This is a genomic window from Amorphus suaedae (genome assembly GCF_053629675.1).
Window position 1 is genome coordinate 1,553,371 of the sequence record NZ_JBRJIT010000001.1, and the last position, 26,393, is coordinate 1,579,763.

General features: G+C 69.0%; 23 protein-coding genes, 1 tRNA gene and 1 other RNA gene. 16 read left to right on the top strand and 9 right to left on the bottom strand.

Features of this window, described 5'->3' with window-relative positions; all coding sequences use genetic code 11:
• The first annotated feature begins 7 nt into the window (after positions 1-7).
• The 4 genes from ssrA to AB7M35_RS06985 all read left to right on the top strand — a co-directional run bounded on the left by ssrA (position 8) and on the right by AB7M35_RS06985 (position 2,595).
• Positions 8-368, top strand: a transfer-messenger RNA (tmRNA) gene (ssrA, locus tag AB7M35_RS06970).
• 79 nt (positions 369-447) lie between these two features.
• Positions 448-978 carry an SspB family protein gene (locus AB7M35_RS06975; RefSeq protein WP_453958368.1) on the top strand — a complete coding sequence of 177 codons (531 nt, stop codon included), beginning with the start codon at positions 448-450 and terminating at the stop codon, positions 976-978.
• 37 nt (positions 979-1,015) lie between these two features.
• A complete protein-coding gene (locus AB7M35_RS06980) occupies positions 1,016-1,612 on the top strand; it encodes a glutathione S-transferase family protein (protein ID WP_453958369.1) in 597 nt (198 codons plus the stop codon).
• A gap of 65 nt (positions 1,613-1,677) precedes the next feature.
• A complete protein-coding gene (locus AB7M35_RS06985; protein WP_453958370.1) occupies positions 1,678-2,595 on the top strand; it encodes an MBL fold metallo-hydrolase in 918 nt (305 codons plus the stop codon).
• A 54-nt stretch (positions 2,596-2,649) separates the two neighbouring features.
• Here AB7M35_RS06985 and AB7M35_RS06990 read toward each other — a convergent pair whose 3' ends face one another.
• Positions 2,650-3,489, bottom strand: coding sequence for a CBS domain-containing protein (locus AB7M35_RS06990; RefSeq protein WP_453958372.1), 840 nt, complete (start codon positions 3,487-3,489; stop codon positions 2,650-2,652).
• 166 nt (positions 3,490-3,655) lie between these two features.
• Here AB7M35_RS06990 and fumC point away from each other — a divergent pair, with 166 nt between their 5' ends.
• From fumC to AB7M35_RS07005, 3 genes are all read left to right on the top strand, one after another.
• Complete coding sequence (gene fumC, locus AB7M35_RS06995) at positions 3,656-5,047, top strand: class II fumarate hydratase (RefSeq protein ID WP_453958374.1); 1,392 nt, start codon at positions 3,656-3,658, stop codon at positions 5,045-5,047.
• Positions 5,048-5,058: 11 nt separating this feature from the next.
• Positions 5,059-5,241, top strand: a complete 183-nt coding sequence (locus AB7M35_RS07000) for a DUF4169 family protein (RefSeq protein ID WP_453958375.1) — start codon at positions 5,059-5,061, stop codon at positions 5,239-5,241.
• A 139-nt stretch (positions 5,242-5,380) separates the two neighbouring features.
• Positions 5,381-5,593 (top strand): ribbon-helix-helix domain-containing protein, encoded by a 213-nt coding sequence (locus AB7M35_RS07005; RefSeq protein ID WP_453958376.1) that lies wholly within the window; start codon positions 5,381-5,383, stop codon positions 5,591-5,593.
• Between the two features lie 13 nt (positions 5,594-5,606).
• Here AB7M35_RS07005 and AB7M35_RS07010 read toward each other — a convergent pair whose 3' ends face one another.
• Both AB7M35_RS07010 and AB7M35_RS07015 read right to left on the bottom strand, forming a co-directional pair.
• A complete protein-coding gene (locus tag AB7M35_RS07010) occupies positions 5,607-9,470 on the bottom strand; it encodes an AsmA family protein (protein ID WP_453960652.1) in 3,864 nt (1,287 codons plus the stop codon).
• Between the two features lie 40 nt (positions 9,471-9,510).
• Positions 9,511-10,932, bottom strand: a complete 1,422-nt coding sequence (locus AB7M35_RS07015; protein ID WP_453958378.1) for an FAD-binding oxidoreductase — start codon at positions 10,930-10,932, stop codon at positions 9,511-9,513.
• 138 nt (positions 10,933-11,070) lie between these two features.
• Between AB7M35_RS07015 and AB7M35_RS07020 the strand changes: the two genes are divergently transcribed.
• Positions 11,071-11,565: a thioesterase family protein gene (locus AB7M35_RS07020; protein ID WP_453958380.1), complete on the top strand. Its 495-nt coding sequence runs from the start codon at positions 11,071-11,073 to the stop codon at positions 11,563-11,565.
• A gap of 185 nt (positions 11,566-11,750) precedes the next feature.
• Positions 11,751-13,157 (top strand): chloride channel protein, encoded by a 1,407-nt coding sequence (locus tag AB7M35_RS07025; protein ID WP_453958382.1) that lies wholly within the window; start codon positions 11,751-11,753, stop codon positions 13,155-13,157.
• A gap of 40 nt (positions 13,158-13,197) precedes the next feature.
• Here AB7M35_RS07025 and AB7M35_RS07030 read toward each other — a convergent pair whose 3' ends face one another.
• Complete coding sequence (locus AB7M35_RS07030) at positions 13,198-15,006, bottom strand: chloride channel protein (RefSeq protein WP_453958383.1); 1,809 nt, start codon at positions 15,004-15,006, stop codon at positions 13,198-13,200.
• A gap of 182 nt (positions 15,007-15,188) precedes the next feature.
• On the opposite strand from AB7M35_RS07030, the gene AB7M35_RS07035 reads away from it, so the two are divergent.
• Genes AB7M35_RS07035 through AB7M35_RS07045 form a run of 3 tightly spaced genes read left to right on the top strand, consistent with a single transcriptional unit; the run spans position 15,189 to position 17,103 of the window.
• Positions 15,189-16,043 carry an AraC family ligand binding domain-containing protein gene (locus AB7M35_RS07035; RefSeq protein WP_453958385.1) on the top strand — a complete coding sequence of 285 codons (855 nt, stop codon included), beginning with the start codon at positions 15,189-15,191 and terminating at the stop codon, positions 16,041-16,043.
• A 47-nt stretch (positions 16,044-16,090) separates the two neighbouring features.
• A complete protein-coding gene (locus AB7M35_RS07040; RefSeq protein ID WP_453958386.1) occupies positions 16,091-16,804 on the top strand; it encodes an AzlC family ABC transporter permease in 714 nt (237 codons plus the stop codon).
• Complete coding sequence (locus AB7M35_RS07045; RefSeq protein WP_453958388.1) at positions 16,801-17,103, top strand: AzlD family protein; 303 nt, start codon at positions 16,801-16,803, stop codon at positions 17,101-17,103. The genes AB7M35_RS07040 and AB7M35_RS07045 overlap by 4 nt, the downstream gene beginning before the upstream one ends.
• Before the next feature lie 99 nt (positions 17,104-17,202).
• Here the strand turns inward: AB7M35_RS07045 and AB7M35_RS07050 are convergent, their stop codons facing one another.
• Positions 17,203-19,023 (bottom strand): aminopeptidase P family protein, encoded by a 1,821-nt coding sequence (locus AB7M35_RS07050; RefSeq protein WP_453958390.1) that lies wholly within the window; start codon positions 19,021-19,023, stop codon positions 17,203-17,205.
• 296 nt (positions 19,024-19,319) lie between these two features.
• On the opposite strand from AB7M35_RS07050, the gene AB7M35_RS07055 reads away from it, so the two are divergent.
• Positions 19,320-19,544: a hypothetical protein gene (locus AB7M35_RS07055; protein WP_453958391.1), complete on the top strand. Its 225-nt coding sequence runs from the start codon at positions 19,320-19,322 to the stop codon at positions 19,542-19,544.
• A gap of 206 nt (positions 19,545-19,750) precedes the next feature.
• Here AB7M35_RS07055 and AB7M35_RS07060 read toward each other — a convergent pair whose 3' ends face one another.
• Both AB7M35_RS07060 and AB7M35_RS07065 read right to left on the bottom strand, forming a co-directional pair.
• A complete protein-coding gene (locus tag AB7M35_RS07060; RefSeq protein WP_453958392.1) occupies positions 19,751-20,647 on the bottom strand; it encodes a 50S ribosomal protein L11 methyltransferase in 897 nt (298 codons plus the stop codon).
• On the bottom strand, positions 20,640-20,828 hold the full coding sequence (locus AB7M35_RS07065; RefSeq protein WP_453958393.1) for a hypothetical protein: 189 nt from the start codon (positions 20,826-20,828) through the stop codon (positions 20,640-20,642). The genes AB7M35_RS07060 and AB7M35_RS07065 overlap by 8 nt, the downstream gene beginning before the upstream one ends.
• A gap of 266 nt (positions 20,829-21,094) precedes the next feature.
• On the opposite strand from AB7M35_RS07065, the gene AB7M35_RS07070 reads away from it, so the two are divergent.
• Positions 21,095-21,169: transfer RNA gene (locus AB7M35_RS07070), tRNA-Thr, on the top strand.
• Positions 21,170-21,269: 100 nt separating this feature from the next.
• Here AB7M35_RS07070 and AB7M35_RS07075 read toward each other — a convergent pair.
• Positions 21,270-22,181, bottom strand: a complete 912-nt coding sequence (locus tag AB7M35_RS07075) for a GGDEF domain-containing protein (RefSeq protein ID WP_453958395.1) — start codon at positions 22,179-22,181, stop codon at positions 21,270-21,272.
• Positions 22,182-22,264: 83 nt separating this feature from the next.
• Here AB7M35_RS07075 and AB7M35_RS07080 point away from each other — a divergent pair, with 83 nt between their 5' ends.
• Positions 22,265-24,094 (top strand): putative bifunctional diguanylate cyclase/phosphodiesterase, encoded by a 1,830-nt coding sequence (locus AB7M35_RS07080; protein ID WP_453958397.1) that lies wholly within the window; start codon positions 22,265-22,267, stop codon positions 24,092-24,094.
• Between the two features lie 60 nt (positions 24,095-24,154).
• Here AB7M35_RS07080 and AB7M35_RS07085 read toward each other — a convergent pair whose 3' ends face one another.
• Positions 24,155-25,150 carry a flavin reductase gene (locus tag AB7M35_RS07085; RefSeq protein ID WP_453958398.1) on the bottom strand — a complete coding sequence of 332 codons (996 nt, stop codon included), beginning with the start codon at positions 25,148-25,150 and terminating at the stop codon, positions 24,155-24,157.
• 742 nt (positions 25,151-25,892) lie between these two features.
• Here AB7M35_RS07085 and AB7M35_RS07090 point away from each other — a divergent pair.
• Positions 25,893-26,336: a helix-turn-helix domain-containing protein gene (locus AB7M35_RS07090; protein ID WP_453958400.1), complete on the top strand. Its 444-nt coding sequence runs from the start codon at positions 25,893-25,895 to the stop codon at positions 26,334-26,336.
• The last annotated feature ends 57 nt before the right edge of the window (positions 26,337-26,393 follow it).

Below are 26,393 nucleotides of genomic sequence, written 5' to 3' on the forward strand. Positions count from 1 at the left end.
CACGCGGGGGCTTTCGGAGCGGAGCAGGGACGCCTATATTCCGAGGTGCCGGCGGCAGTCGGCTACGGCGATAAACGGCCAACGTAATAAACCTATGGGACCCGGGGGCAGTACCCGGCGCCTCCACCAGAGCCCGCGATGCGGACGCGCGGGTTGTGGCGGGGGCGAAACAGGCTCGACCAAGGCGTAAAGGTTGGACTTTCGCTCGGCATGGTACCACCGTTATCGGGCTAAACATTATAGTTGCCAACGACAACTATGCTGAGGCCCGTCTCGCCGCGTAATGCAGCGTGACACCTCTACCAAGTCCTTGCCGGTAGCACGGTAAGGCGGGGTCCCGGGGGCACCTGGCAACAGAAGCCCCCACTTTGATTCATGCCTGCGCATGGTTGGCCCGTGGGCTCATGCCGTGCGGGCGAAGACACCGCGAAAGCGAGGATTTCCGACATGGCCGACGACTTGATCCGCTACGACGTCCTGGTTCAGGAGTCCTTGCGTGGCGTCGTTCGGAAAGTGCTCAAGGAAGTCGTCGACAACGGCCTGCCGGGCGACCACCACTTCTACATCGCCTTCGACACCGGGGCTCCCGGCGTGCGCATGTCCTCCCGTCTCCGGGAGCAGCACCCGGAGGAAATGACGGTGGTCATGCAGCACCAGTTCTGGGACCTCAACGTCACCGAGCACGCCTTCGAGGTCGGGCTGTCGTTCGGCGGCGTGCCCGAGCGCGTGCTGGTTCCCTTCACCGCCATCAAGGGCTTCTTCGACCCCTCCGTCCAGTTCGGGCTGCAGTTCGAGCCACACGGCGACGTCGACGCCGACGAGGACGGCGCCGCCTCGGCCGAGCCCGGCCACGCGCCGGAGCCGGCGATGGACCAGGACGACGTGCCGGGCGCGGCCGATCACGGCACGGTCGCCGAGCAGGCCCGCCCCGACGGCGCCCAGGTCGTCTCGCTGGACGCCTTCCGCAAGAAGACCTGATCCGCAGCGTTCGACGGCCTGTCCCCGGAGCCACCCCATGATCACCCTCTACTGGTGCCCGCGCACGCGCTCGCAGCGCATCGCCTGGCTGCTTGAGGAGACCGGCCTCGCCTACGAGCGCGTCAGCGTCGACGTGCGCGCCCCGGAAACGCTGCCCGAGGCGTTCCTCGCCGCCAGCCCGATGGGCAAGGTCCCGGCCATCCGCGACGGCGACGCCACCGTCTGGGACTCCGCCGCCATCTGCGCCTACATCGCCGACCGCTACCCGCAGACCGGCCTCGCCCCGAAGCCCGACCACCCCGACCGCGCCCGCTACCTGCAGTGGCTGATCTTCGCGCCGAGCGTGGTGGAGCCGGCGCTGTCGGAGAAGGCGGGCGGCTGGGAGACCTTTCCCACCCGCAACGCCTGGGGCGATTTCAACCGGATGATCGCCACCTTCGAACGCGGCATCGGCGACGGCCCGTGGATCCTCGGCAACCGCTTCTCGGCCGCCGACGTGATGCTCGGCTCGTCCGCCTCCTTCATGCGCCAGTTCGGCATGCTGCCCGACAGCCCGGTGCTCGGCGCCTACGCCGACCGCTGCCAGGCGCGGCCCGCCTTCCGCCGCGCGCTCGCCTTCGAGGACGCCGGCTAGCCTCAGGCCTTTCCGCGCGCCGGCCCGCCCCTATCTCCCTTCAGTGGGCAGATGGGGAGCGCGCCATGACGGTCTCGGCATTCTGGGTTGCGACACGCGCGGGCCGCGTCCGGCCGGCGCTTTCCCGGCTCGCGGCCGCCATCGGCACGCTGGCGCTGGCGACCGCCGCCCCCGCGCTCGCCCAGACCGGCGACGCGCCCGCGCCCTACGCGCCCTCCATGTGCCAGGCGGTGGCGTTGTCGCTGCCCGGCGCGCGCTTCGCCTCGGTGATGCCCAGGCCCCGCGACGCCGGCCCGCGCGCCACGACCGTTGCCTCGGGCGAGGCCCGCGACCGCACCGTCCGCATCACCTTCGTCGGCCACGCGACCTTCCGCATCGAGACGCCGGCCGGCATCGTGATCGTCACCGACTATGCCGGCATGGCCGGCTTCGGCCCGGTTCCCACCGTCGCCACCATGAACCACGCCCACGGCACCCATTTCACCAGCAGCCCGGACCCGCGCATCGAGCACGTGCTGCGCGGCTGGAACCCGGATGGCGGCCGGGCCGACCATCACCTCCTGGTCGGCGACGTGCTGATCCGCAACGTGACCACCGACATCCGGCGCTGGGAGGGCGCCTTCGAGGCCGACGGCAACTCGATCTTCATCTTCGAGGTCGCCGACCTGTGCATCGGCCACCTCGGCCACCTGCATCAGATCCTGGAGGACGACCACATCGCCCTCATCGGCCGGCTCGACGTGGTGATGGTGCCGGTGGACGGAACCTACACCATGAGCCAGGAGGCGGTGGTCGACGTGGTGGAGCGGCTGCGCGCCCGCATCATCCTGCCGATGCACGCCTTCTCCACGTGGCGGCTGAACCAGTTCCTGTCGGAGATCCGCGCCGAATTCCCGATCGACATCCGCAGCGAGCCAACGCTCTCCGTGTCGCTCGCCACCCTGCCGCGCGAACCGACGGTCGTGGTGCTGCCCGGCCTGTAGCCCGGCGGGTGGCCCCCGCCCCCGCAGGCGCCTCGCGCCGCCGGGACGTCGCCTTCAGCCGTAGCTGCTGAACTTCTCCAGATCGATGTTGGTGATCAGCCCCAGCGGCTTGCCGGTCGGCGTGCCGTCCTCGGTGACGAACACGTCGCGGCAGGGATAGCCCCGCGTGCTGGCGGCATCCATCGCCCGCTTGACGTCGGCGAGGCTGGCGTCCGGCCCCACGAAGGCGAGGGAGTGGGTGAAGAAGTCGCGGACCGCCGGATCCTCCAGAAACTCCTTGAGCGTCTTTGTCTTGGTGCCGCCCTCCGGTGCCATCCGGTTCTGCCAGGCGTACGCCTTGACGATGGAATCGTGGACCACGCCGTGGACCCGGCTCCGCCCCTTGGCGAGAATCGGAATGCGGCCGACCTTCTTGTTGACGAGGTCGATGACGTCGGTGTCGAAGAAGACCGTCTGCCAGTCCGGCTCGTCGGCTTCGATGGCCTCGATCTTCGAGACCGGCACCATCGCCTCGCGAACGGGAATCTGGCGCAGCCTGGCCTCGCGCGCGTCGGAAAGGGTCAGCCTTGTCTGGTTGGAGGCGGTCTGGAAGCTGTCGTTGGTGAAGTAGAACGCCAGCACCGTTCCGACCCAGGTGCCGATCATGGGAAGCAGCGCGAACAGGAGCTTTTCGACGAGCCCCGTCGCAACGCCGAGATTGTTGGCATCGAAGTAGGCCGTCTTCGCCACGTATCCGACGACCACCGCGAGCAGCACGAGGATCCCGCCGGACACCAGCACGACCGTGCGGGCCAGCCTTCCCCTGAACTCTGCGTTCACGTCCAGGTTGGCCGCATTCGCGGCGGCGGCCGCGGCGCCTGTGGCCGGGCCGGCCGGCCCCGTCTCTCCTGCCATGGACAAGCCCCCGAGCATCCAATGCGTGTATAATTACATTAATACACTTATTAGGTGCGCTCAAGCTCGACCGGCTGTCGATCCGGATGCAGCCGCATTGCGCAGCCCGCCCCTTCCCGGTAATTCAGGCGCCAGTTCGACAGATTTTACCGGGAGACCCGCCGTCATGACCGCGACCCGCACGGAAACCGATTCCTTCGGCCCGCTGGAAGTTCCCGCCGACAAGTACTGGGGCGCGCAGACCCAGCGCTCCCTCGGCAACTTCAAGATCTCCGGCGAGCGGATGTCGCCCCCGGTCATCCGCGCCCTCGGCATCATCAAGAAGGCGGCGGCGCTGGCCAACAAGGAGCAGGACAACATCGATCCGAAGCTCGCCGACGCCATCATCGAGGCGGCGGGCGAGGTGATCGACGGCAAGCTCGACGACAACTTCCCGCTGGTCGTCTGGCAGACCGGCTCCGGCACCCAGTCGAACATGAACGCCAACGAGGTGATCTCGAACCGCGCCATCGAGATCCTCGGCGGCAAGCTCGCCTCCAAGGACCCGGTCCACCCCAACGACCACGTCAATCGCGGCCAGTCCTCCAACGACACCTTCCCGACCGCCATGCACATCGCGGCGGCGGAAGAGTTCAACCGGACGCTCGTCCCGGCGCTGGAGCACCTGCACAAGGCGCTCGCGGCGAAGTCGGACGAGTTCAAGGACATCATCAAGATCGGCCGCACCCACACCCAGGACGCGACGCCGCTGACGCTGGGCCAGGAGTTCTCCGGCTACGCCGCCCAGGTGGAGCACGGCATCCGCCGGGTGAAGGAAGGCCTCGACGGGCTCTACGATCTCGCCCAGGGCGGCACCGCCGTCGGCACCGGCCTCAACACCAAGAAGGGCTTCGCGGAGAAGTTCGCCGCCCAGGTGGCCACGATCACCGGCCTGCCCTTCCGCACCGCGCCGAACAAGTTCGAGGCGCTCGCCGCCCACGACGCCTACGTCTACGCCCATGGCGCGCTGAACACCGTCGCGACCTCGCTGTTCAAGATCGCCAACGACATCCGCTTCCTGGGTTCCGGCCCGCGTTCGGGCCTGGGCGAGCTGATCCTGCCGGAGAACGAGCCGGGCTCGTCGATCATGCCGGGCAAGGTCAACCCGACCCAGTGCGAGGCGATGACGATGGCCTGCTGCCAGGTGTTCGGCAACCAGACCACGATCACCGTCGCCGGCAGCCAGGGCCACTTCGAGCTCAACGTCTACAAGCCGGTCATGGCCAACGCGATGATGCAGTCGATCCGCCTGATCGCCGACTCCGCCGTCTCCTTCACCGACCACTGCGTCGTCGACATCAAAGCCGACGAGACGCGCATCAAGGACCTGATGGAGCGCTCGCTCATGCTGGTCACCGCGCTCGCCCCGAAGATCGGCTACGACAACGCCACCAAGGTCGCCAAGACCGCCCACAAGAACGGCACGACGCTGCGCGAGGAAGCCGTGAAGCTCGGCTTCGTCACCGAGGCGGAATTCGACACCATCGTCCGTCCTGAAAAGATGATCGGCCCGAACTGAACGAGCGGCGCATGGCGGAGATCGTCAACCTGCGGTCGGCGCGCAAGGCACGCATGCGCGCCGACGAGAAGGACCGGGCGGCGGAAAACCGCGCACGCCACGGCCTGACCAAGGCGGAGAAGCAAGCCGAGGCGGCGCGTCGGACCCAGTCCGAGACCCACCTCGACCGCCATCGCCTGGACAGCGACGACTAGGCCCGTCTCCGATCGGGCGGTTCAGGATCCGCCGGATCGATCCGGAACGGCTTCGGGTTCCCCGCCGTTCCGCGGACTGACGGGCACAGCGCGGCTCCGGTCGGAAACGCCCGCCCTCTATCAAGCCAGACGAGACGTCATGCCTCTGGAAAAGCGGTCCCTCACCCTCGAGCAGCACCAGACGAGCGTGGCGCTGGAGCCGGAATACTGGGCCGAGCTGGAGGCCTGGGCAGAGCAGGACGGCTCCACCATCACCGCGGTGATCGAGGGCATCGACCGGGACCGCGACCCGCGCGACAGCCTGGCGTCGAGCATCCGCGTCGCCACCCTGCTGCGCCTGCGCGCGGACTGACCCCACACCGCAGTTACTGGATGTCCTGCGGCGCGATCGGGAACGGTCCGGCGACGCCGGGTTCGGCCTGCGAGCGCTGGTCGGGGCGCGGGCGCAGGTCGATCGGTCCGTTCCTCGGCGTGCCGGGCGACGGGCCGATCTCCACCGGCGGACCGAACGGCTCGGGCCGCAGCAGCGTCGGGCCGCGCTGGATGATCGAACCGATCGGATCGAGCGCCCCGTCGATGGGCGGCAGCGGCGCCTCGGGGCGCGGCGTGGGCGCGGCCGGCGCGATCAGCGCGGCCTTCGCGGCCGCCTCGGCGGCGGCCCGCGCCTCCTCTTCCGCGCGCTGGCGGGCGGCTTCCTCTTCCGCCGCACGGATCCGCGCGGCCTCTTCGTCGGCCTTGCGCTGGCGTTCGGCCTCGGCGCGCCGCTCGGCCTCAAGCTTGCGCAGCAGTTCCTCCTCGCGTGCCCGGCGCTCCTGCAGCTGCTTTTCCAGAAGCTCCAGCCGGCGCCGTTCGATCTCCGTCGCGCGCAGCGTCAGGTAGCTCACCAGCGGCCCGGCATCGAGCGTCGCCAACGGGCTCGAAAGCGGTCCGTCGAACGCATACGTCACGTCCGCCGTCGCATCCGGCACCAGGTCGGGATCGGGCGGCGCGACGCTCAGGCCCAGCATTCCCGACGCCGTCCATTTGGCAAGGTCGAGCAAGCCCGACCCGTCGACGGTGGCCGCGTCGGTCGCCACCTCGACCTCGCCGACGCGCACCGCGCCGTTGGCGATCGCGAGCGTGCCGGAGATCTGGTCGAAGCGCAGCGGACCGCCCGCCCGCGCCCGCTCGAACGCCTCGGCCACCGCCTGCTCCTGGAGATCGGCGCCGGCATCCGCCGCCGCGATCGCCGCGCGGAAGGCGGCGGGATCCAGATGGCGCAGCACGCCGTCCTTCAGCGCAAACGTTCCGCTGCCCGACAGCGCGGCGACCATGCCCGACACCGACCGGCCGATGGCGTCCGCCTGGACGGAGAGGTCCAGCGTACCCGTAGCGACCGGCTCGCCGTCCTGCTGCCAGGAAAGCGTCTCGAAGTCGGCCCCCGTCAGCGCGACGCGGGTGGCGAGCGTCGCCTGTCCGTCCGACCGCGTCAGCGCGAAGCTGCCGGCGACGTCCCCGCCCGCGTAGCGGCCGGTCACGTCGTCGAGGCGCACCCGCTCGGGGCCGAGCACGAGGCCGAAGTGGGCGTCGTCGATGCGCCTGGATCCGGCCCACAGCGTGTCCGTCGTAACGTCGAGCCCGACATCCGCGCCGCCGAGGATCGGCGCGCCGAACCCGAGGTCCGGCCAGACGGTGTCGCCGGCCGAGCTCCAGGCATCCGGCCCGAGCACGAGTTCGGTGAGCAGCCGGCCGTCCACCTCGCCGGCCCTGAGCTTGCCGCGGACCTTCGCCGGCGTCTCGCTGCGGTCGACGGTCGCCTCGCCGGAGACGCGCACGCCGGCCACCGAGCCGGTCACCCGCGACACCGTCAGCGCGTCGGTGCTGCCGGCGACCCGGCCGCGCAGCTCGATGGGGGTGCCGCCGACCAGCACCGGAAGCGCCCGGCCGGTGGCGAGCGCCAGCGCCGAGACGTCGTCGCTGGTGAGCGAGACCGACGCCTCGACGGCCGGAGCCGCGTCCGCCTCGAACGTCAGCGTGCCGTCCGCCGACACGTCGACGCCGACGAGGCGCGCCGTGAGCGACGTGGAAAGGCCGGTGCGCGGCGTGCCGTCGACGGTCGCCTCGAGCGTGCTCGCGGCGCCATCGCCGACCGGGATCGCATCGAAGCCGAGCTGCGACAGAAGCACGTCGCCGGAGGGGTTCGTGAGGCTCGCCCGGCCGCTGATCGAGCCGTTGCGCCAGGCCTCGCGCGTGCCGGTCATGTCGGCGCTGATGGCCACCTCGGTGGCCCCGGCGGTGCCGGAGAGCGCGACGGAAAGGTCCGTGCTCCTGCGCATCCCCTGGCCGGACACCTCGAAGGCGAGGTTTGCCGGGGCGAGCGCCGGGCCGGTCTGCGCCAGCCACCGCGCCAGCAGGGTTGCCGGCGCCACCTCGTCCACCAGCCGGCCGAGCCCGGCCATGTCGGTCGCCTCCAGCGTGCCCGACAGCGCGCCGCTCGGGCGGTCGCCGGCGAGCGCGAACGAGCCCGACGCGGCAATACGGGCGCCGGCGAGGTTGGCGATCTCGAAGCGGTCCAGCGTGAAGGCGCCGTCGATCAGGGTGGCCTCGACCGTCAGCCCCTGCCCTTCCGCCTCGGCGTAGCGGGCGGTGCCGGCGGTGAGGTCGAGGGTCACATCCGATCCGACCTCGGCGAGCGCCGCGGGGTCCGGCCGGTCGACGGCCAGCGCCTGGGCGAGCGCCACCATCGGCGCGGCGTCGAGGCGCTCGGCGCGGAGGTCGAGATCCAGCGCGCCGCGCACGTCGGACTTGCGGTTGCGGTAGCGCAGCGACCCGAGCAGCGTCGTGCCGGCGGCCTTCAGTTGCAGCGCCGGCATGGCGATCTCCGACGCCGTCACGGTGATCGGCCCGTCGAGCGCCAGGTCGCTGCGCACCGGGATCGCGCCGCCCGTCCCGCCCCGCCACCAGCGCGCGAAGTTGCCGGGCTCGGACGAGGCGAGGCTCACCTCGCCGTCGTAGGAGATCTGGTCGCCGACGCGCAGCAGCCCCGAGGTCTCCACCCGGGTCCGGCCAGGCAGCCCGGCGCTCGCCTTCACCACCCGCCAGCCGTCGGCGGTGGCGCGCGCCTCGGCCGCGATGTTGTCGATCACCGCCCCGCCCGCCACCACCGAGGCGAGCCGCGCCGACACCACGCCCTCGGACGAGACCAGCGGCACCGCGTTCAGCGCATCGAGGAGCGGCGCGATCCGTTCCGCCGGCCGGCCGGTGTCGGTGCTGCGGCCGAGCGCCTTCAGCACGCCGTCGAGATCCATCTGCCGCGAGGCGACCTCGAGCCGGAACGGCCTGGCCTCGGCGAACGGCAGGTCGAGGCCGGCGGCCAGCACCACCGGCCGCTCCAGCGGCCCGTAGCGGATCTCGCCCTCGCGCACCGTCAGCCCCGCCGCGGTCATGTCCATGGTGCCGGTCGCCCGCCACGGAATCGGCGCGTCCTCCGGCGCCACGTCCGGGTCCGGGCGCGGCGCGATGGTCAGCTCGCCGATGAAGTGCTCGGGCGTCTGGGCGGTGTCCAGCGCCCCGTCGACGGCGAAGTCCACCGCCCGGTCGCGCGGGCTGATGCGGGCCTTGATGGGAAACGCCGCCCCGTCGGCGTAGGTGCCGGTGGCGAAGCGGAAATCGTACGGCGTGCCCTCGAAGCGCGCGTCGCCGGTCGCCTCGAACGGCCCCTGGATGGAGCGCCCCGAGCCGTTGAGCGAGATCCTGTCGATCAGCGTGGCGCGGCCGGTGTGCAGGTCGTCGACGAGGATCTGGCCGTCGACCACGTCGATCTGGTCGAACTGCACCTTGGCCGGGTCGATCCAGTCGAGCGGGCTGTCGGCGAGGTTGATCTCCGGCCCGTGGATGATGCCGGCCTGGTCGACGGTGGCGCGCACGTGCGGCCCGACGAAGGTCAGCGCCACCACGTCGATCTCGCGCTTCAGCAGCGGCGACAGGTCGACCTCCATCTCCACCCGGTCGGCGGTGAAGATCGGCGCCTCCTCCGGCCCGACGCGCACCGTCTCGACGGAGATCCGCGGCGACGGCAGCAGCCGCACCTCGGTGCGGCCGAGGATGCGCACGTCCTCGCCCACCAGCCGCCCGGCCTGGCTCTCTATCACGTCGCGATAGACGGTCCAGTCGATGAAGAGCGGCCCGACGAGCGCGGCGGTGAGCGCCAGGATCACCGCGACACCGAGGCTGATGAAGAACGCGTTCAGCGTCGGCCTCCGTCCTGTCCGACCGTGATCGCCCCGGCCGTCAGTGGTTCGAGCCCTCGGGCAGGATCTTCCCCGGGTTCATGATATCGCGCGGATCGATCGCGCGCTTGATCATGCGCATGAAGTCGACCGCATCGCCAAGCTCGGCGCGCAGATATTTCGCCTTGCCGTGGCCGATGCCGTGCTCGCCGGTGCAGGTGCCGTCCATGGCGATCGCCCGGTCCACCAGCTTGCCCATGAAGCTCTGCGCCCGGGCGACCTCGTCCGGCGCCTCCATGTCGACCAGCAGCGAGACGTGGAAGTTGCCGTCGCCGACGTGGCCGACGATCGGCGCCACCAGCCCCAGCGCGTCGAGGTCCTGCCGGCTCTCGGTGATGCACTCGGCCAGCCGCGAGATCGGCACGCAGACGTCGGTCGCCACCGCCTTGGTGCCGGGGCGCAGCGCCACGCAGGCCCAGTAGGCGTCGTGGCGCGCCTGCCAGAGCCGGGTACGCTCCTCCGCGCTGCTCGACCACTTGAACTCGCCGCCGCCGAACTCCGTGGCGATCTCGGCGAACATCTCCGCCTGCTCGCGCACGCCCGTCGCCGAGCCGTGGAATTCCAGGAGCAGCGTCGGCGTCTCCTCCAGGTCGAGCTTGGAATAGGCGTTGCTCGCCTGCACCTGGAGGGTGTCCAGGAGCTCGATGCGGGCGACCGGGATGCCCGACTGGATCGTCGCGATCACCGCGTTGCAGGCCCCCTCCAGCGTCTGGAACGGGCAGATGCCGCCGGTGATCGCCTCGGGGATGCCGTGCAGGCGCAGGGTGATCTCGGTGATGATGCCGAGCGTCCCCTCCGCGCCGATCATCAGCCGGGTGAGATCGTAGCCGGCCGAGCTCTTCTTGGCGCGCGTGCCGGTCTTGATGACGCGCCCGTCGGGCATCACCGCCGTCAGCGCCAGCACCGCGTCCTTCATGGTGCCGTAGCGCACCGCATTGGTGCCCGAGGCGCGGGTCGACGCCATGCCGCCCAGGCTGGCGTCGGCGCCGGGATCGATGGGGAAGAACAGGCCCTGGTCGCGCAGATACTCGTTGAGCTGCTTGCGGGTGACGCCCGGCTGGACGATGCAGTCGAGGTCCTCGGGATGGACGGCCAGCACCGCGTTCATCCGCGACACATCGACCGAGACGCCGCCGTAGAGTGCGTTCACCTGGCCCTCGAGCGAGGTGCCGGTGCCGAACGGAATGACCGGCGTGCCGGTGTCGGCGCAGACGCGCACGATTTCCGCGACCTCCTCGGTCGTCTCGGCGAACACCACCGCGTCGGGCGGATAGTTGCCGATCCACGTCGTGGTGTTCCCGTGCTGCTCGCGGATGGACGCGCCGGTCTGGCAGCGATCGCCGAAGCGCTCGGCCAGCTGCGCGATCGCCTTGCCGATTCCCGCCTCGTTGCGTTCCATCATGCGGACCGGTTCGACACCCATACACTTACTCTCCAGAAACGGTGCGGGCGCGCGGGCGCGACGCCCACCGCTCTTTCGTCACCCTAGCAAAAAGGCAATGATCGCCAAAGTGGAGGCCGACGGCCGGCCGCGCCTTGCGAACGAACACAGGACTTGATCATGTCGCTTTCGACCATCCAAGCCCCCTTCGTGTCACCGGACCTCGCGGTGGAAGAAGGCTGGATCGACTACAACGGACACATGAACGTTGCCTACTATATCGTGCTGTTCGACCGCGGTCTGGACGATGCCTTCGACGCCGTCGACATCGGCGGCGACTACCGGGCGCGCGAGGGCAAGTCGTTCTTCACCGTCGAAAGCCACGTGTCCTATCTGCGCGAGCTGACCCTCGGCGATCTGGCGACCGTCACCACCACGCTGGTTGCCCACGACGACAAGCGCATCCACACCTTCCAGGAAATGCGGCACGCCACCGAGGGATTCCTTGCCGCCACCCTGGAGACGCTGCTGCTCCACATCGACATGGAGGCCCGCAAGGCGCTGCCGTGGGGGGCGGATGTCGACGCGCGGATCACCGAGGCGTTCGCGGCGCACCGAGATCTGCCGCGCTCCGAACGCATCGGCCGTTCCATCACCCTGTCCGGAAAGGGCTGACGCCCTCCGGACGGCCCGAACCGCTCCGGCCGAGACGGCGAATCGGTCGCCGCCCGGTCGTGCGGCGGTCCCCCGTCGCTTGCGGGTCGCCCGATCGTAAAGCCTCCGGCGCGGCGACGGTGCTATTCTGACCGCCGGACGCCTATTGAGCGATTCGCATTGCGGCCCACGGACCCGGCTCGAGAATGAGCGACCCCACCCGCCCGGACGACCCTTCGCGGAGCCCTGCCGATCCGCCCGTCACGCTGATCTGGAGCGAAATCCGCCCCAACCTGGTCAAGTTCGTCGCCGGCAGGCAGCCGCTCATCTGGCTGCTCGCCCTCGTGGTCGGCGCGGTGGTGGCGGTGGCCGCCATCCTCTTCCGCCTGCTGATCGGCCTGGTGCAGCTCCCGTGGCTGGGCACCACCGGCGAGAACGTCGTCACCGCGGCGGCCCACGTGTCGCCGCTGGTGATCCTGCTGGTGCCGGCGGCGGGCGGCCTCGTCGTCGGGATCCTGCTCAAATACGTGCAGCCGCTCCAGCGCACCTACGCCGTCGCCGACGTGATCGAGGCGAGCGCCAAGGTCGGACGCAGCTTTCCGTTCTGGCCGGGGATCTCGTCGGCGCTCCTGACGGCCTTCTCGCTCGGCGTCGGCGCCAGCGCCGGCCGCGAGGGTCCCGTCGTCCATCTGGGCGCGACGCTCGGCACCGACATCTCCCGGGTGTTCCGGCTGCCGGACGCCAGCAAGCGCATTCTGCTCGGCTGCGGCGTCGCCAGCGCCATCGCCGCCTCGTTCAACGCGCCCATCGCCGGCGTGCTGTTCGCCCACGAGGTGGTGCTGCGCCACTACGCGCTGACCGCCTTCGTGCCCATCGTCATTTCCTCGGTGATCGGCGCGCTTCTGTCGCGGCTGTGGTTCGGCGACTTCGCCGCCTTCATCATCCCCTCCCACCAGATCACGTCGTACTGGGAGCTGCCGGCGTTCGCGCTGCTGGGGCTCACCTGCGCGGCGGTGGCGATCCTGTTTCACCTGGCGCTCCTGTGGTCGGAGTGGATCGCCCGCCATTCCCGCCTGCCGATCTGGTCGATGCCGGCGCTGGGCGGGCTGGTGATCGGCGCCATCGCCATCTTCTATCCGGAGATCCTGGGCGTCGGCTACGAGACCACCGACGCGGCGCTGAAGAACCACCTGACGATCAAGACGATGCTGGTGCTCTTGGTGGTGAAGGCGGCCGCCACGTCGATCTCGCTGGCGTCGCGCTTCGGCGGCGGCATCTTCTCGCCGTCGCTCTATCTCGGCGCCATGGCCGGCGGCGCCTTCGGACTGATCGCCGCCAAGGTGTTCCCGGAGATGGCCTCCAGCGAGGGGCTGTATTCGCTGCTCGGCATGGGCGGCGTGGCGGCGGCCATGCTCGGCGCGCCGATCTCCACGACGATGATCGTGTTCGAGCTGACCGGCGGCTACGGCCTGTCGATCGCCCTGCTTTTGACCGTCGCCATCTCCAACGGCGTGTCGCTCGCCATCCTCGGCCGGTCGTTCTTCCAGGCGCAGATCCTCATGCGCGGCGCCGCCCCGCCCGACCGTCCGCGCGACGGCTCGGGATCGGGCTGAGCGAGGCTGCGCCGTCCGGAACGGGAACGTCCCGGCCGGCTCAGGCGTAGTGGTTCTTCACCACGGCACCCGCGATCTCGGCGGAATCCACCACGCCCACCACGTCCTCCGGCCGCGGCACGCCGCCGCCGTCGCGCTTCAGGATAATGGCGAAGGAGCGCGCCCGCTTGTTCATGCGGGTGATGATGGAATTGAGGTTGTTGGTCTCCGGCGCCACCACGAAGTCCGTTGCCATCACCGACTTCAGCGTCTGGCCGTCGTGGGCCGGACGATAGGGGACCGAGCCGAAGCGGACGTAGCCCGAGATCCGGCTGCCTTCCGACACGATGACGTGGGTCTCCTTGTTGTCGGACAAAAGGGTGATGGCGTCGGCGACCGTCGTTTCCGCCGGCAGGATGGCGAACCGCGCGCTCATCACCTCGCTTGCCGGCTGCACCAGGTACATGTTGGTGTGGCGGACCGTCGGGATCTGCTTGCCGCGGTGGCGGAGCTTCACCGTGTAGATGTTCACCGGGATCAGGTAGCGGCGCACGCCCACCGCCAGTCCGACCGCCAGCACCAGCGGCACGATGACGTTGTAGTCGCGCGTCATCTCGAAAATCATGACGATGGCGGTCATCGACGCGCCGGTCGAGCCGCCGACGAGCGCGCCCATGCCGACCACCGCGAACTCCGGCACGGAAAACGCGCCCGGCGCGATCATCGCCCCGACCGCGCCGACCGCACCACCGAGCGTCGCGCCGATGAACAGCGACGGCGAGAACACGCCGCCCGAGGCGCCGGCCCCGAGGCTGACGCTGGTGGCGATGATCTTGGCCACCAGCAGCACCAGCAGGAAGATCGCGCTGTTCAGCCCGCCGTTCAGGATCGCCTGGATCGTGGCGTAGCCGACGCCGGCGGTGTGGTACTCGCCGGTGAAGGAGAACAGGCCGTAGCTCAGGAGGCCGACGATCAGCATCCCGACGATGGAGCGGGTGTAGTCGTTGCCCGGCATCTTCGGGAACCAGTCCTCGCAGCTCGCGAGGAACTTGATGAAGGCCCAGGAGGCGACGCCGCCGAGGACGCCGAGGACCGCGAAGCCGACCAGGGCGGCGGGGGAGATCGCCGAGCTCGCCGGATCGGCCGCGACGGGCACCAGGAAGGCCGGGTCGAGGCCGAACACGATGCGGCCCACGTAGGTCGCGGTGGCCGTCGCGACGACGACCGGAAGGAACGTGCGGCTGGAGACTTCCGGCAGCAGCAGTTCCACCGCGAACAGCACGCCGCCCAGCGGCGTGTTGAAGGTGGCGGCGATACCGGCGCCCGCCCCGGCGGACAACAGGGTGATCTTCTGCCAGCGGGCCAGGTTCATCCAGCGCGCCATGGTCGAGCCGAACGACGCGCCGATCTGGATGATCGGGCCTTCCCGGCCCACCGAGGCGCCCGAGCCGATGGAGATCGCCGAGGCGATCGACTTCACCACCGCCACCACGCCGCGGACGTTTCCGGAGTTGTGGTAGACGGCGTACATGACCTCCGGCACGCCGTGGCCCTTGGCCTCCGGCGCGAAGGTCTTGACCAGCCAGACCACGACGAGGCCGCCGACCACCGGCGAGAGGATCACGAACGGGCCCCAAAGGCTCGGCGGATCGTACTGGTTGGCGTCGTAACTCCACCCGAACGTGCCCAGGAACAGCACGTTGTGGGTCACCGAGATCATCACCCGGAAGACCACCGCGCCGGCGGCGGCGACGAGGCCGATCAGGAAGGCGGTGAGGCAGAGGGCGGGCATCGCGAGGTTGCGCTCGCGCAGCTCCGCGTCGTCGGCAGGAATCGCAACGGATTCCGATATCGGGCTTTTACTGGTCATTGTTCCGTGGGCGCGGGGCCTGGAAGGAGGTTGGGGAGCGATCGTGTGGTGAACCCCTTGACGCGGCGAGTCAAGGCAACGCCCCGGTCAACAACGCCGCAGATTGTGCGGCCGGCGTCGGACCATCGCCGGTGCGACTTTTTTCCAAGACGACGGGGTCGGGAAGCGTCCATATTCCCCGCATGGATCAGATGACGCAGTTCGATGCACTGGGAGAGAGCCCCGCCGGCGCCCGCGAAAGCGTGGAATTCTGGCGGGCGCCGCGCTTCGACGCGCTCGAATGCCTGTCGGCGACCTTCCGGACCCATGCCTATGCTCCGCACACCCACGAGACCTACGTCATCGGCGTGATCGAGGCGGGGTGCGAGACCTACTGCGTGCGCGGCGAGCGCCACTATGCGGTCGCCGGCGACGTCTGCTTCGTCAATCCGGACGAGGTACACGACGGCGAGCCGGCCGACGACGGCTACAGCTACCGGATGACCTATCCGTCGGTGGACCTGATCAACGGGCTGGTGGAGGAGCTGACGGACGCGCCGGCGCGCGGCATCACCGGCTTCGTCCATCCCCGCGTCCACGATCCCGACCTGGCACGGCGGTTCGCCGTCGCCCACCGCAGGCTCGGCGCTCCCTATGGCAGCCTCGCCCAGGACGAGGGGCTGACGGCGGTCTACTGCGAGGCGCTGCATCGGTACGGACGGATCGCGCCGCGGCCGGTAGGGCCGGAATCGGCCGCCATCGCCCGCGCCATCGACTATCTGGACGCCCACTTCGACAGCGACGTCACGCTCGCCGACCTCGCCGGCGTCGCCGGCCTGTCGCGCACCGGCCTCATCCGGGCGTTCCGGACGGCGACGGGCCTGACGCCGCACGCCTGGCTGACCGACCGGCGCGTCCGCGCCGCCCGTAGCCGGCTGGCGGCGGGCGCCTCGCCGTCCGACGTCGCCCTTGCCTGCGGTTTCTACGACCAGAGCCACCTCAACCGCGCCTTCAAGGCGCGGGTCGGCGTCACCCCCGGAGCCTACCGTCACATCTGACGCCGGGGCGCCTCCCCCCTCACCTGTCCGATCACGAAGGGTCGACCATGAGCGCAGACAAGCGCGCGAGCGAACGCGCGTCCCAGTGGAGCGACGGCGCCCTGGCCATCCTGCCCGTCGCCGCGGCCGCCAGCCCGTTCGGGCTGCTGCTCGGCGCCATGGCCGCCCAGAAGGGCCTCTCGCCGCTGGAGACGTCGTTCATGTCGGCCTCGGTCTTCGCCGGCAGCTCGCAGTTCGTCGCCGTGGACCTGTGGAACCTGCCGCTCGCCGTCGCCACCATCGTCTTCGCGACGTTCCTGGTGAACACCCGCCACATCCTGATGGGCGTGTCCCTGCTGCCGAAGATGGGCGCCTTCACGCCCCGGGCGAAGCCGCTCGCCCTGTTCTTCCTCGCCGACGAGATCTGGGCGCTGGCCGAACGCCGCGCCGCCATCCGGGAGCTGACGCCCGGCTACTATTTCGGCATGGCGGTGACGCTCTACGGCTGCTGGCTGAGCTTCACGCTCGTCGGCACCTTCGTCGGCGGCGCGCTGGGCGATCCCGCCCGGCTCGGCCTCGACTTCGCCTTCACCGCCCTCTTCATCGGCCTGCTGATGGGCTTCCGGCACGCCCCGCGCTTCGCGCTGACGGTCGCCGTCTCGGCGGTGGTCTCGGCGCTGGTGGCGCTGGTCTCCACCGGCCCGAACGCCATCGCCGCCGGCGCGCTCGCCGGCATCGTCGCGGCCGCGATGGCCCCCCGGGCCGCGGAGGCCGTCGCATGAGCTTCGATCCGCTGACGGCCGTCACCATCGCCCTGATGGCCATCGCCACCTATGCCACCCGGCTGGCCGGCCTCGCCCTGGTGCACCGCGTCCCGACGGGCGGCCGCCTCCGCGCCGCCCTCGACGCGGTCCCCGCCGCGGTGCTGACGGCCCTCGTCGCTCCGGCGGTGCTGACCGGCGGGATCGCCGAACTCGTCGCCGGAGGGGTCGCGGCACTGGCGGCCCTCAGGCTGCCGTTGCTGGCCGTCGTGGTGCTCGGAGCCGGAACCGCCGCGCTCCTGCGCGCCGCCGGCCTGTAGCGCGCAAAATCGCGCACGAACGCGCAGATTCGCGCAGGCCTGTGCGCGCGCAAAACGCGCGCGTGCGCACCTAATTCGGGCGCGGAGCGAAGGCCGCGGCTAGCCCGCGATCGGCCGGGTGGCGGCGATCAGCCAGGCGCGTTCCCGCGCGTCCAGGTCGCCCGCCAGCGCCCCCTGCACCCGCAGATGATAGCAGTCGAGCCAGGCGATCTCGTTCGCGCTCAACAGGTTAGGCAGGATCAGCCGGCGGTCGATGGGGGCGAGCGTGATCGTCTCGAACGACAGCATCTCCCGCTCCCCGCCCGGGATCGGCGCCGGCGGCGTCACCAGCACCAGGTTCTCGATGCGAATGCCGAAATGGTCCGGCTTGTAGTAGCCGGGCTCGTTGGAAACGATCATGCCCGGCTCCAGTTTCGCGTGGCCGAGCTTGGAAATCCGCTGCGGTCCTTCGTGGACCGACAGGTAGGCGCCGACGCCGTGGCCGGTCCCGTGGTCGAAATCGCAGCCCGCCCGCCACAGCGCCATCCGCGCCAGCGCGTCGATCTGCGCCCCCGAGGTTCCGGCCGGAAAGCGCGCCGTCGCGATGGCGATATGGCCCTTCAGGACCTGGGTGAAGCGCACCTTCATCTCGTCGGTGGGCACACCGACAGGCACCGTGCGGGTCACGTCGGTGGTACCGTCGGCGTACTGCCCCCCGGAATCGATGAGGAACAGCTCGCCCGGTACCGCCCGCCGGTCGGTGCGGTTGGTCACCCGGTAGTGGACGATGGCGCCGTGTTCGCCGGCTCCGGAAATGGTGTCGAAGGCGATTTCCTTCAGGGCACCGGTCTCGGCGCGGAACCGCTCGAGCGCCGTCACCGCCTCGATCTCGCCGAAGCCGTCGGCGTCCGACTTCTCGTCCAGCCATTTCAGGAAGCGCACCAGCGCCACGCCGTCGCGATGGTGGGCGGCGCGGGTCCCGGAGATCTCGGCGGCGGTCTTCACCGCCTTGGCGGCCAGCACCGGATCCTCCGCCTCGACGAGCCTGCCGCCGGCTTCCTCGATGGCACGCAGATGCGCCTCCGGGGTCAGGTCCGGATCCACCAGGACCGCGCGGCCTGTCTTCCCAAGCTCAGCGAGGCGCGCGGCCAGCGCTGCCGGTTCGGCCACATCGGCCACCTCCTCGATGCCCGCGCGCACCGCATTGGAAAGCTTGCGCGCATCGACGAACAGCGTCGCCCGGCCCTCGGCCGGCACCAGGGCGGACGAGAGCACCACCGGGATGTGGGGGATGTCGCCGCCGCGCACATTGAAGAGCCAGGCGATCGAATCCGTCGCGGTCAGCAGCCCGACATCGGCGCCCGCCTTGACGATATCGCCCTGCAGGGCCGCGATCTTGTCCGCCGCCGCACGTCCCGTGAGACTTTCAGGACGCAGTTCCACCGGCGCAAGCGGCGGCGCAGGACGGTCGGACCAGACGCTGTCGATCGGGTTGGCGCCAAGCGGCACCAGCGTCCCGCCGGCAGCGGCACACGCCTTTTCAAGCCGCCGGACCTCGGCCCGCGTGTGCAGCTTCGGATCGAACCCCAGCGTCGCTCCGGCCGGCAGATGCGTCTCGATCCATCCCGACGGCCGCGTCTCGGCGATGGCGACGGGCGCGAAGGCGTCCGCGTCCACCTGCCGGCGCACCTGGGTGGTGTAGCGGCCGTCGACGAAGATCGCCGCCTCCTCGGCCAGCACCACCGCAGTGCCGGCGGACCCGGTGAAGCCCGTCAGCCAGGCGAGCCGCTCCGCGCAGGCCGGAACGTATTCGCCCTGATACTCGTCGGTCCGGGGAACGATGAACCCGCCGACTCCGAGCTCATTCAGCGCCGCTCGCAGGAGCGCCAGGCGTTCCGGCCCGACGCTCGGATCCGCTCCGTCTTCGAAACTCTGAAACATGCCGATTTCCCTGCTGCGCAGCCAGACCGCTTGCTCAAGCCTGTGTCGCGCCTGGACGGGCCGGCGTCCACCCGGAAATTTCCATGCATTTTCATAGGCTTTTCAGCCAGTGAGCCCCTTCGGCTGGGCCCCGATAATGCCACTCGCTAACCAGACGAGTTATTGTGCATTGCAATATTGTCAGGGCAGTCATGCAGCCCAACGCCTTGCGCATAGGCCCGCAGGCTCTCATGTTGCATTGCAGAATTTGAGCGTGACGCCCCGGACCGAGCGTCACTACGGAAAGGACTTTCAAGATGGCCATGACCAGCACGACCGGCGATTTCCGACTGACGGGTTCCGCGCGCGAGCACAACGTCTTCCACCGGCTGATGACCCGCATCGTCGAAGCGCGTCAGCGCCAGGCGGAGCGCGCCATCAATTCGTACCTGATGAGCCTCGACGATGCGTCGCTCGAGCGCCTCGGCTACGACCGCGCCGAGCTCGAAGCTCAGGGCGGCGGCGGCTACCCGTTCCTCTAGGATCACCACCGCGTCAGGCCGAACCGGCCTGACGTCGTCTGCCGCGATCGACGAGCCAGGGAGATCGGGAACAGAGCGGGCCCGGGCCCCTGTTCCTCCTCCCTCTCCCAACCGTCCTCGCGGACGAGACGCTACAGTTTCGGGTCCTTTCTTCCTCCCGAGGACCCGATCATTGGGCGGCCGCCATGTGCAGGCCGCCCTTTTTTTTAGGCCGCGAACACCAGCGTGACCCACGCCCCCATCCGGTAGTGGCGGCGGAAGTGGAAGCCGTGCGCGCCGTAAATGGCACGAATCGGACGTTCGTCCACCAGCCTCAGCCCCGAGAGGACAAGCGTGCCGCCAGGCTGGATCTGCCGGCGCATGGTGGGCGCCAGCGCCAGCAGCGGCTTCGCCAGGATGTTGGCGGCGATGAGCCCCGGCCGGAAGCGGCGCAGCAGCGGATGGTCAAAGCCCGGCGCCGCGACGGTCTTCACGCGTCCGGCCACGCCAAATCCCTTCAGATTCTCGTCGGCCACCGCGACCGCGACCGGATCGATGTCGGTCGCGACCACGTAGCCGACCCCGAGGCGCACGAGCGCGGCGGCGAGAACGCCGGTCCCGGTACCGAGATCAAGCGCCGTCGGCGGCAGGCGTCCGGCCCGCGCGAGATCCTCGATGGCGCGCAGGCAGCCCACGGTGGTCTCGTGGTGGCCCGTGCCGAATGCCTGGCCGGCGTCGATCTCCAGCCGCCAGCGGGACGCCGGGAGCCGCGCGCCGTCATGGCTGCCGTGGACGGTGAACCGGCCCGCACGCACGGGCGCGAGCCCCGCGAGGCTTTTGGCCACCCAATCCTCCTCGCCCAGCCACTCCGCCCTCAGGCCCCGCGAAAGGGGCGAATCACCGAGGCGCTGGCGAAAGCGGGCCAAGGCGGCATCCGGATCCTCGATGCCGAACACGAGCGCCTCGACGCACCAGGGCCCGTCATCCTCCAGTTCGTAGCGGGTGATGACCGCGCTCTCGTCCTCGAGCGCCGCCTCCAGCGCCTCGGCCGCCTGGTCGACATCGACCTGGGCCACCGGGCAGAAGACCTTCAGCACGCGTGCGTCTTCGGTCACGTCACTCATCGTTGCCGCTTTCATCGGAGGGCAATTCGGCGGGCGTGTTCGTCCCCCCATCGGACTTGCGGGAGCGGGCCTGCGCCTTGCGCCGCTTCAGATTTGCCCGCAGTTCTTCGGCGAGCCGTTTTGCCCGCTCATCCTCGCCGGGCCGCCGCTTCCCGGCCGCTCCGCCTGTCTCGTCGCTCACGCCGTTGTTTCTCCAGATCGAGATCGCATCCGGCCGCATCGCGGCCGCAGGATTGCGTCAGGCTGTGGGCACCGCCAAAGTAGCGGCCGTGTGCCTTGCGCACCGCCCGCTGCTGTGGCACAACGCGCCTCGCCTGCTTCGCCCGGCATGGCGTCGGATCGCTCCGCCGTCAAGTCCAGCGCCGTTTCCCGGGGCAGTGCACCGCTCCGACACCTGACGGACGATACCCGCTTCGGCGGAGGATCGGCCCCGATGTCGACCGGTCGGCCGCAGTAGCTCAGTGGTAGAGCGCACCCTTGGTAAGGGTGAGGTCGGGAGTTCAATCCTCCCCTGCGGCACCATCCCAATTCTTGAAATCACAGGACTTTGCGGATCCGGCCTGGCGTCGGCACGACCCCGTGCGCATCCGGTCCAGCCGCATGAGGCGGCCAACGCTTCCCTTCACTCGGCCGGGACGTCCTCGGCATGGAGGATGCGGGTGATGCTCCGTCCGGCCGATTTCGCCAGATAAAGGGCGCGATCGGCCCGGGAGAACATCTCCTCGTAGTCTTCGTCGTTGCTTCGGCGGTTGGTCACACCGGCCGAGAACGACAGCGGCACGCCATCGGCACCCATCACATCGGTCAGCTGCGCACGGACGTCCTCGAGCCACTCGGCCGCGCTCTCGGGGGTCAGCCCCATCAGCAGGACGCAGAACTCGTCACCCCCGATGCGAGCGACCAGATCGTCGGCCCGGCGCCGTCCGCGTAGGTTCTCCGACACGGTCTGCAAGGCGGCATCGCCGAAACTGTGACCAAAGCCGTCGTTCAGAAGCTTCAGCCGGTCGACGTCGATCACCGCCAGCGTCACCGGCACATCAGCCGTCCAGCGGTTGAACATGTCGCTCGCACGCGCCTGGAGCCAGCGCCGATTCCCGAGGCCGGTCAGCGGATCCTCGAACGACAGGTTTTCGAGATTTGCGCGCAGATCGTCGACGGCGTGCAGCGTCTTGTTGAGGTTGCGCATCATCGCGCCCGCCTCGTCTCTCCCGGATTCGGGAAGTTCCTGGATGATGCCGAGACGCCGATACGAATCGAGCGTGTCGCTGACGGCGCGGATCGGCGCCAGCAGTTGCCGGACCAGAACCAGCGTCAGGCCCGTTGCCGCCAGCGTCGCCACGAGCAGGACGGCCAGCAACGGCAGCAGCGACGCTTCCGACACGCGCATGCCGAGAAACAGGGCAACCGCGGTGAGGATGAGCGGGACGTGGGTGCCCAGGAAGCACACCGCCAGCACCTTGACGAAGTAGCTCTTCGGCCAGCGCAGGCGCGACATCCAGAGATAGAAGCCCAGCCGAGCCGCGTTGGTCCTCATCTGCAGTCGATCCTCGTAACCCGATCCCGCAAGGCGCGCCTCGGCCGCTGGGGCCATGGCCGCGCACCGCCGGTGTCTATCGTTTGGGCCGAGCAATCAACCGTGATGAACCATCGCACGACCAACGGTGTCCTCCTGCTTTCCCGCGAACGCGCGCAATCTGTATAGATAGGTCACGCTTCCGAGCACCGGACGTTAATCAGTTCGGCATCCGACAATCGAGTTTCATGCGGGATGGCACTAAGAACGAACAAAGCCTGGCAGCAATGCAGCCAGGCAACGTCAGGAGCAAGGCGCTCCCGACGTCGACAGCCCCAGGCTCGCGTGTCCGTGGGGGCGGCCGGCCGATGTCCGGGGGGACGATGGAAGCTGACACCGTGAGGAAGAAACCCAGACATTCGGGCGGATATCTCTTTCGGCCTGCCTATCTCGCCGTGGTCTTCGCGGGCATCGCGCTTGCCATCTGGCTCGTGGCGATCGACGCGATGGGGCGTCTCTTCCGCTTCAGCCAGGCGCATGCATCCCTTCATCTGGACGCTGTCATTCCGGTTCTCCTCGTCGCAGGCCTCGTCGCCATGGTCATCCTGGCGCTTCGCGAACGGGATGTCAGAAACGAGATCCACCACCGCGAACTGGCCGAACACACGGCCGAACGGCTCGAGCGCTACGACGAGATCACCGGGCTTCCCAACCGCCGACTGCTGTTCGAGGAACTTCACCGGCGCATCGTCGGTTCCCGGATGCACGGGTCGCGCTTCGCGCTGTTCTTCCTGGATGTCGACCGCTTCAAGTCGGTCAACGACACCTACGGGCACGGCTTCGGCGACGAATTGCTGCGCACGATCGGCGAGCGGCTGGTGCTGACGCTCCGGCCCCAGGATTTCGTCGCGCGACTGGGCGGCGACGAATATGCCGTGATCATCAACTCATCGCCCGAGAAGAACATCGAACGCCACGTGGCGCAACGGATCCTGTTTTCGCTGGCGCGCCCGTTCACCATCGAGGGCGAACGGGTGGACATGACCGCCAGCATCGGGATCGCGTACTTTCCCGATGACGCCGAGAACGCGGAGCTGCTGATCCGCAGTGCCGACACGGCGATGTACCGGGCCAAGGCATCGGGCCGGAACACCTTCGCCACCTTCGACAAGTCGATGGAGGAGATCGGCGGCCAACTGCGGGACTCCCTCACCAAGGGCCACTTCCGTCCCTATTACCAGCCCGTCATCGACCTGAAGTCGCGGAAGGTCGTCGGGCTCGAGGCCCTGGCGCGCTGGGATCACCCCACGAAGGGCGTGCTCGGCCCCGGCACATTCGTTTCCGCCGCCGAGGATTCCGGCCTCATCGACGACCTGTTCGACCTGATGCTCGGGCATCTGGCAAAGGACGCCATGCGCTGGGACCCGGCGCTGCGGATCGCGGTCAACATCTCTCCCTACCAGTTCCGTGACGAAAAGCTGAGCAAGCGGATCCTCACGAGCCTGGCCAAGACCCCCTTCCCGCCCGAGCGCCTGGATGTCGAACTCACCGAAAGCGCCCTGATCATCGACGTGGACACCACCCGTCAGGTGATTTCGGACCTGAAGGAGAAGGGCGTCCGCATATCCCTCGACGATTTCGGAACCGGCTACTCGAGCCTGCGGTATCTGCGCGAACTGCCGTTCGACAAGATCAAGATCGACCGGTCCTTCGTGCAGCGCATGGACACCGATCCTGGCAGCCGGAAGATCATCGAATCCATCATCAAGCTGAGCCACGCGCTCGGCTACGTCACCGTCGCGGAAGGCGTCGAGACGAAGTCGCAGGCGAAATACCTCACCGAGATCGATTGCGACCTTGCCCAGGGCTTTCTGTTTTCCCGCCCGTTGCCGCCCGAAGAGATCGAAGCGTTCCTGAAGCGCGACCTCAGCTGACGTCACGCGGCAGCGAGGCCGCGGGATCCCTGTCCGCGGAAACCCTCTCCATCGCGGGCTCTAGCCTTCCGGCGACGTCAGGCGCCGAAGCAGGCGCTTCAGGGTGGCGATCTCGATGGCGTCCACCGATCCGAGACGTTCCAGCTCGAACTGCCGCGCGTGGGCGAACAGCGTGCTCAACCGCGTCGTGCCGGCGTCGGTGAGGCTGAGCCCGCTCTCGCCGGATCCGGCCACCAGCCCCTGCCCCCTGAGGGTCGTGATCGCCGCGTCGGTCGTCTGGTTGCCGAGATAGGTGCCGCGGCTGACGAGGTCGGCGGTCGCCCTCGGACGGAACGAGAGGTAGGCGAGCACGCGCATCTCCGGCCCGCTCGTGCCCTCCTCCTCGAGAAGCTCCGAAAAGGCGGAAAACAGGTTCGAATAGGCCCTGTAGAGAAGCGGGATCAGGAAATCGTCGTAGGGGTGCGGGCTTGCCTCGGGCCGGGCCGCGGTCGCCGGATTTTCCACCCAGGGATGCTCGGCCGTGATGCCGTAGCGGCCCTGGGCGAACACCAGGCCGGCCCGCTCGAACCGCGCGAAGCGCTGCACCTTCCCCACCATGATGATGTGATCGCCGCCGTCATGTTCGGCGTGGCGCGCGCACTCGAACACCGCCGCCGTCCCCTCCAGCACCGGCGCGCCGCCCAGTCCCGGCTGCCAGGCGACGCCGGCGAACTTCTCCGACCCCGGCCGGGCGAAGCGGTTGGAATGATCCAGCTGCTGCTCGGAGAGGATGTTGATGGCGAAATGCGTCGCCTCCAGGAAGACGGCGAGGCTCTTCGCCTCACGCACGATGGACCAGAGCACCAGCGGCGGATCGAGGGAGACGGAGGAAAACGAGTTGGCCGTCATGCCGACGATCTCGCCCGTCACCGGGTGCGCGGCGGTGACCACGGTCACCCCCGTCGCGAACTGGCCGAGCGTCCGGCGCAGCGCCTTGCCGTCGATGGCGGAAGCCCCACCGGCCGAGCCGGATTCGATCGGATCGTCGTGATGGGCCGTCACTGGTTTCGATGTCACAGGTTCCCCGCAACGCTGGCAGATAAGGCGGTCGACGGGAAACCGATTCCCCTCCGCATGGGAAAGACAGCGTGGCGCGAGACCGCCGTCCATTCAAGGAAGCGTCTTTCGGTCGCACCACTTTAAATCGGCTCGGTCGCGATTGCCGCACCCTCGACACAAAATAATCGATAATCCACGTCTGTCGCCACAATCGAAGGGCATGTTCCCGATAGAGGGACGACTGAGGGTATGAACGCCGCCGGCCGCCAGGATTCGCGCGGCCGACTGCATTAGGATGGAGAAATTGAGGTCTAGGCGAGTATAGACAAGGTTTTTTTGCATACCTGCCTTGCTTGCGCCCCCCGGTTGCGCAAAAACGAATGGCATGCATCAATCGATAATTCCAGGTGAAGACGCGTCATCCTGCCCATCACCGTTCACGGCTTCGGCCGGGCTCGGTGCAACCGTTGCGATGTGACCGCCCCCGGGCGCCTCTCATCCGCCGACCCAGAACGCACTTGAGCGGAGTTCACACGTAGGTCTCAGGGTTTGCGGCCGTTACGCCCCAAGGACGCAAGACACATCATGCCAGGCTGTGTTCCGGCCGACCGATAGCAGCCGCATGCGGCCGGCGGATCGGACGCCCCGACCACAACCGACCGTTGGACCTGCTTCCAGCCGACGGTGCCCACAACCGCCCACAACATGCGGGCCTCACGAAAGCCTTCCGATCTACCTTTGGATTAGGAAGCCAGTTTGGATGACAGGAAAGATTAAGATGCAGAACCAGCGTTCCGCCAACTCCATCGACTATCATGTGGGCACCCGTTTGCGGCTTCGGCGCCTCGAACTGGGCATGAGCCAGGAGCGGCTTGCGGAAAAGCTCGGGATCACCTTCCAGCAGATCCAGAAATACGAGCGCGGCACCAACCGCATCGGTGCCAGCCGGCTGCACGACATCTCGATCGCGCTGCAGGTGCCGATCAGCTACTTCTTCGAAGGCGCCGAAGGCGTAAAGCCCGGCCCGATCAGCGGCGTGGATTCGCCGCTCTCCGAAGCGCTGAACGATTCGGCGACCGTGCGGCTTCTGCGGGCCTTCTCCCAGATCGAGGATGCCAGCGTCCGCCAGAAGGCGGTCACCGTGATCGAGGCGATCGCGTCGGCGGCCGGCTCCGAGACCCTGCTGGCCGAGAAGACGGCGTAAGGCCCCTCGCGTTCGGATCGACCCGATCCCGGACGCAGGAGCTCTGCCCGCGTCTCC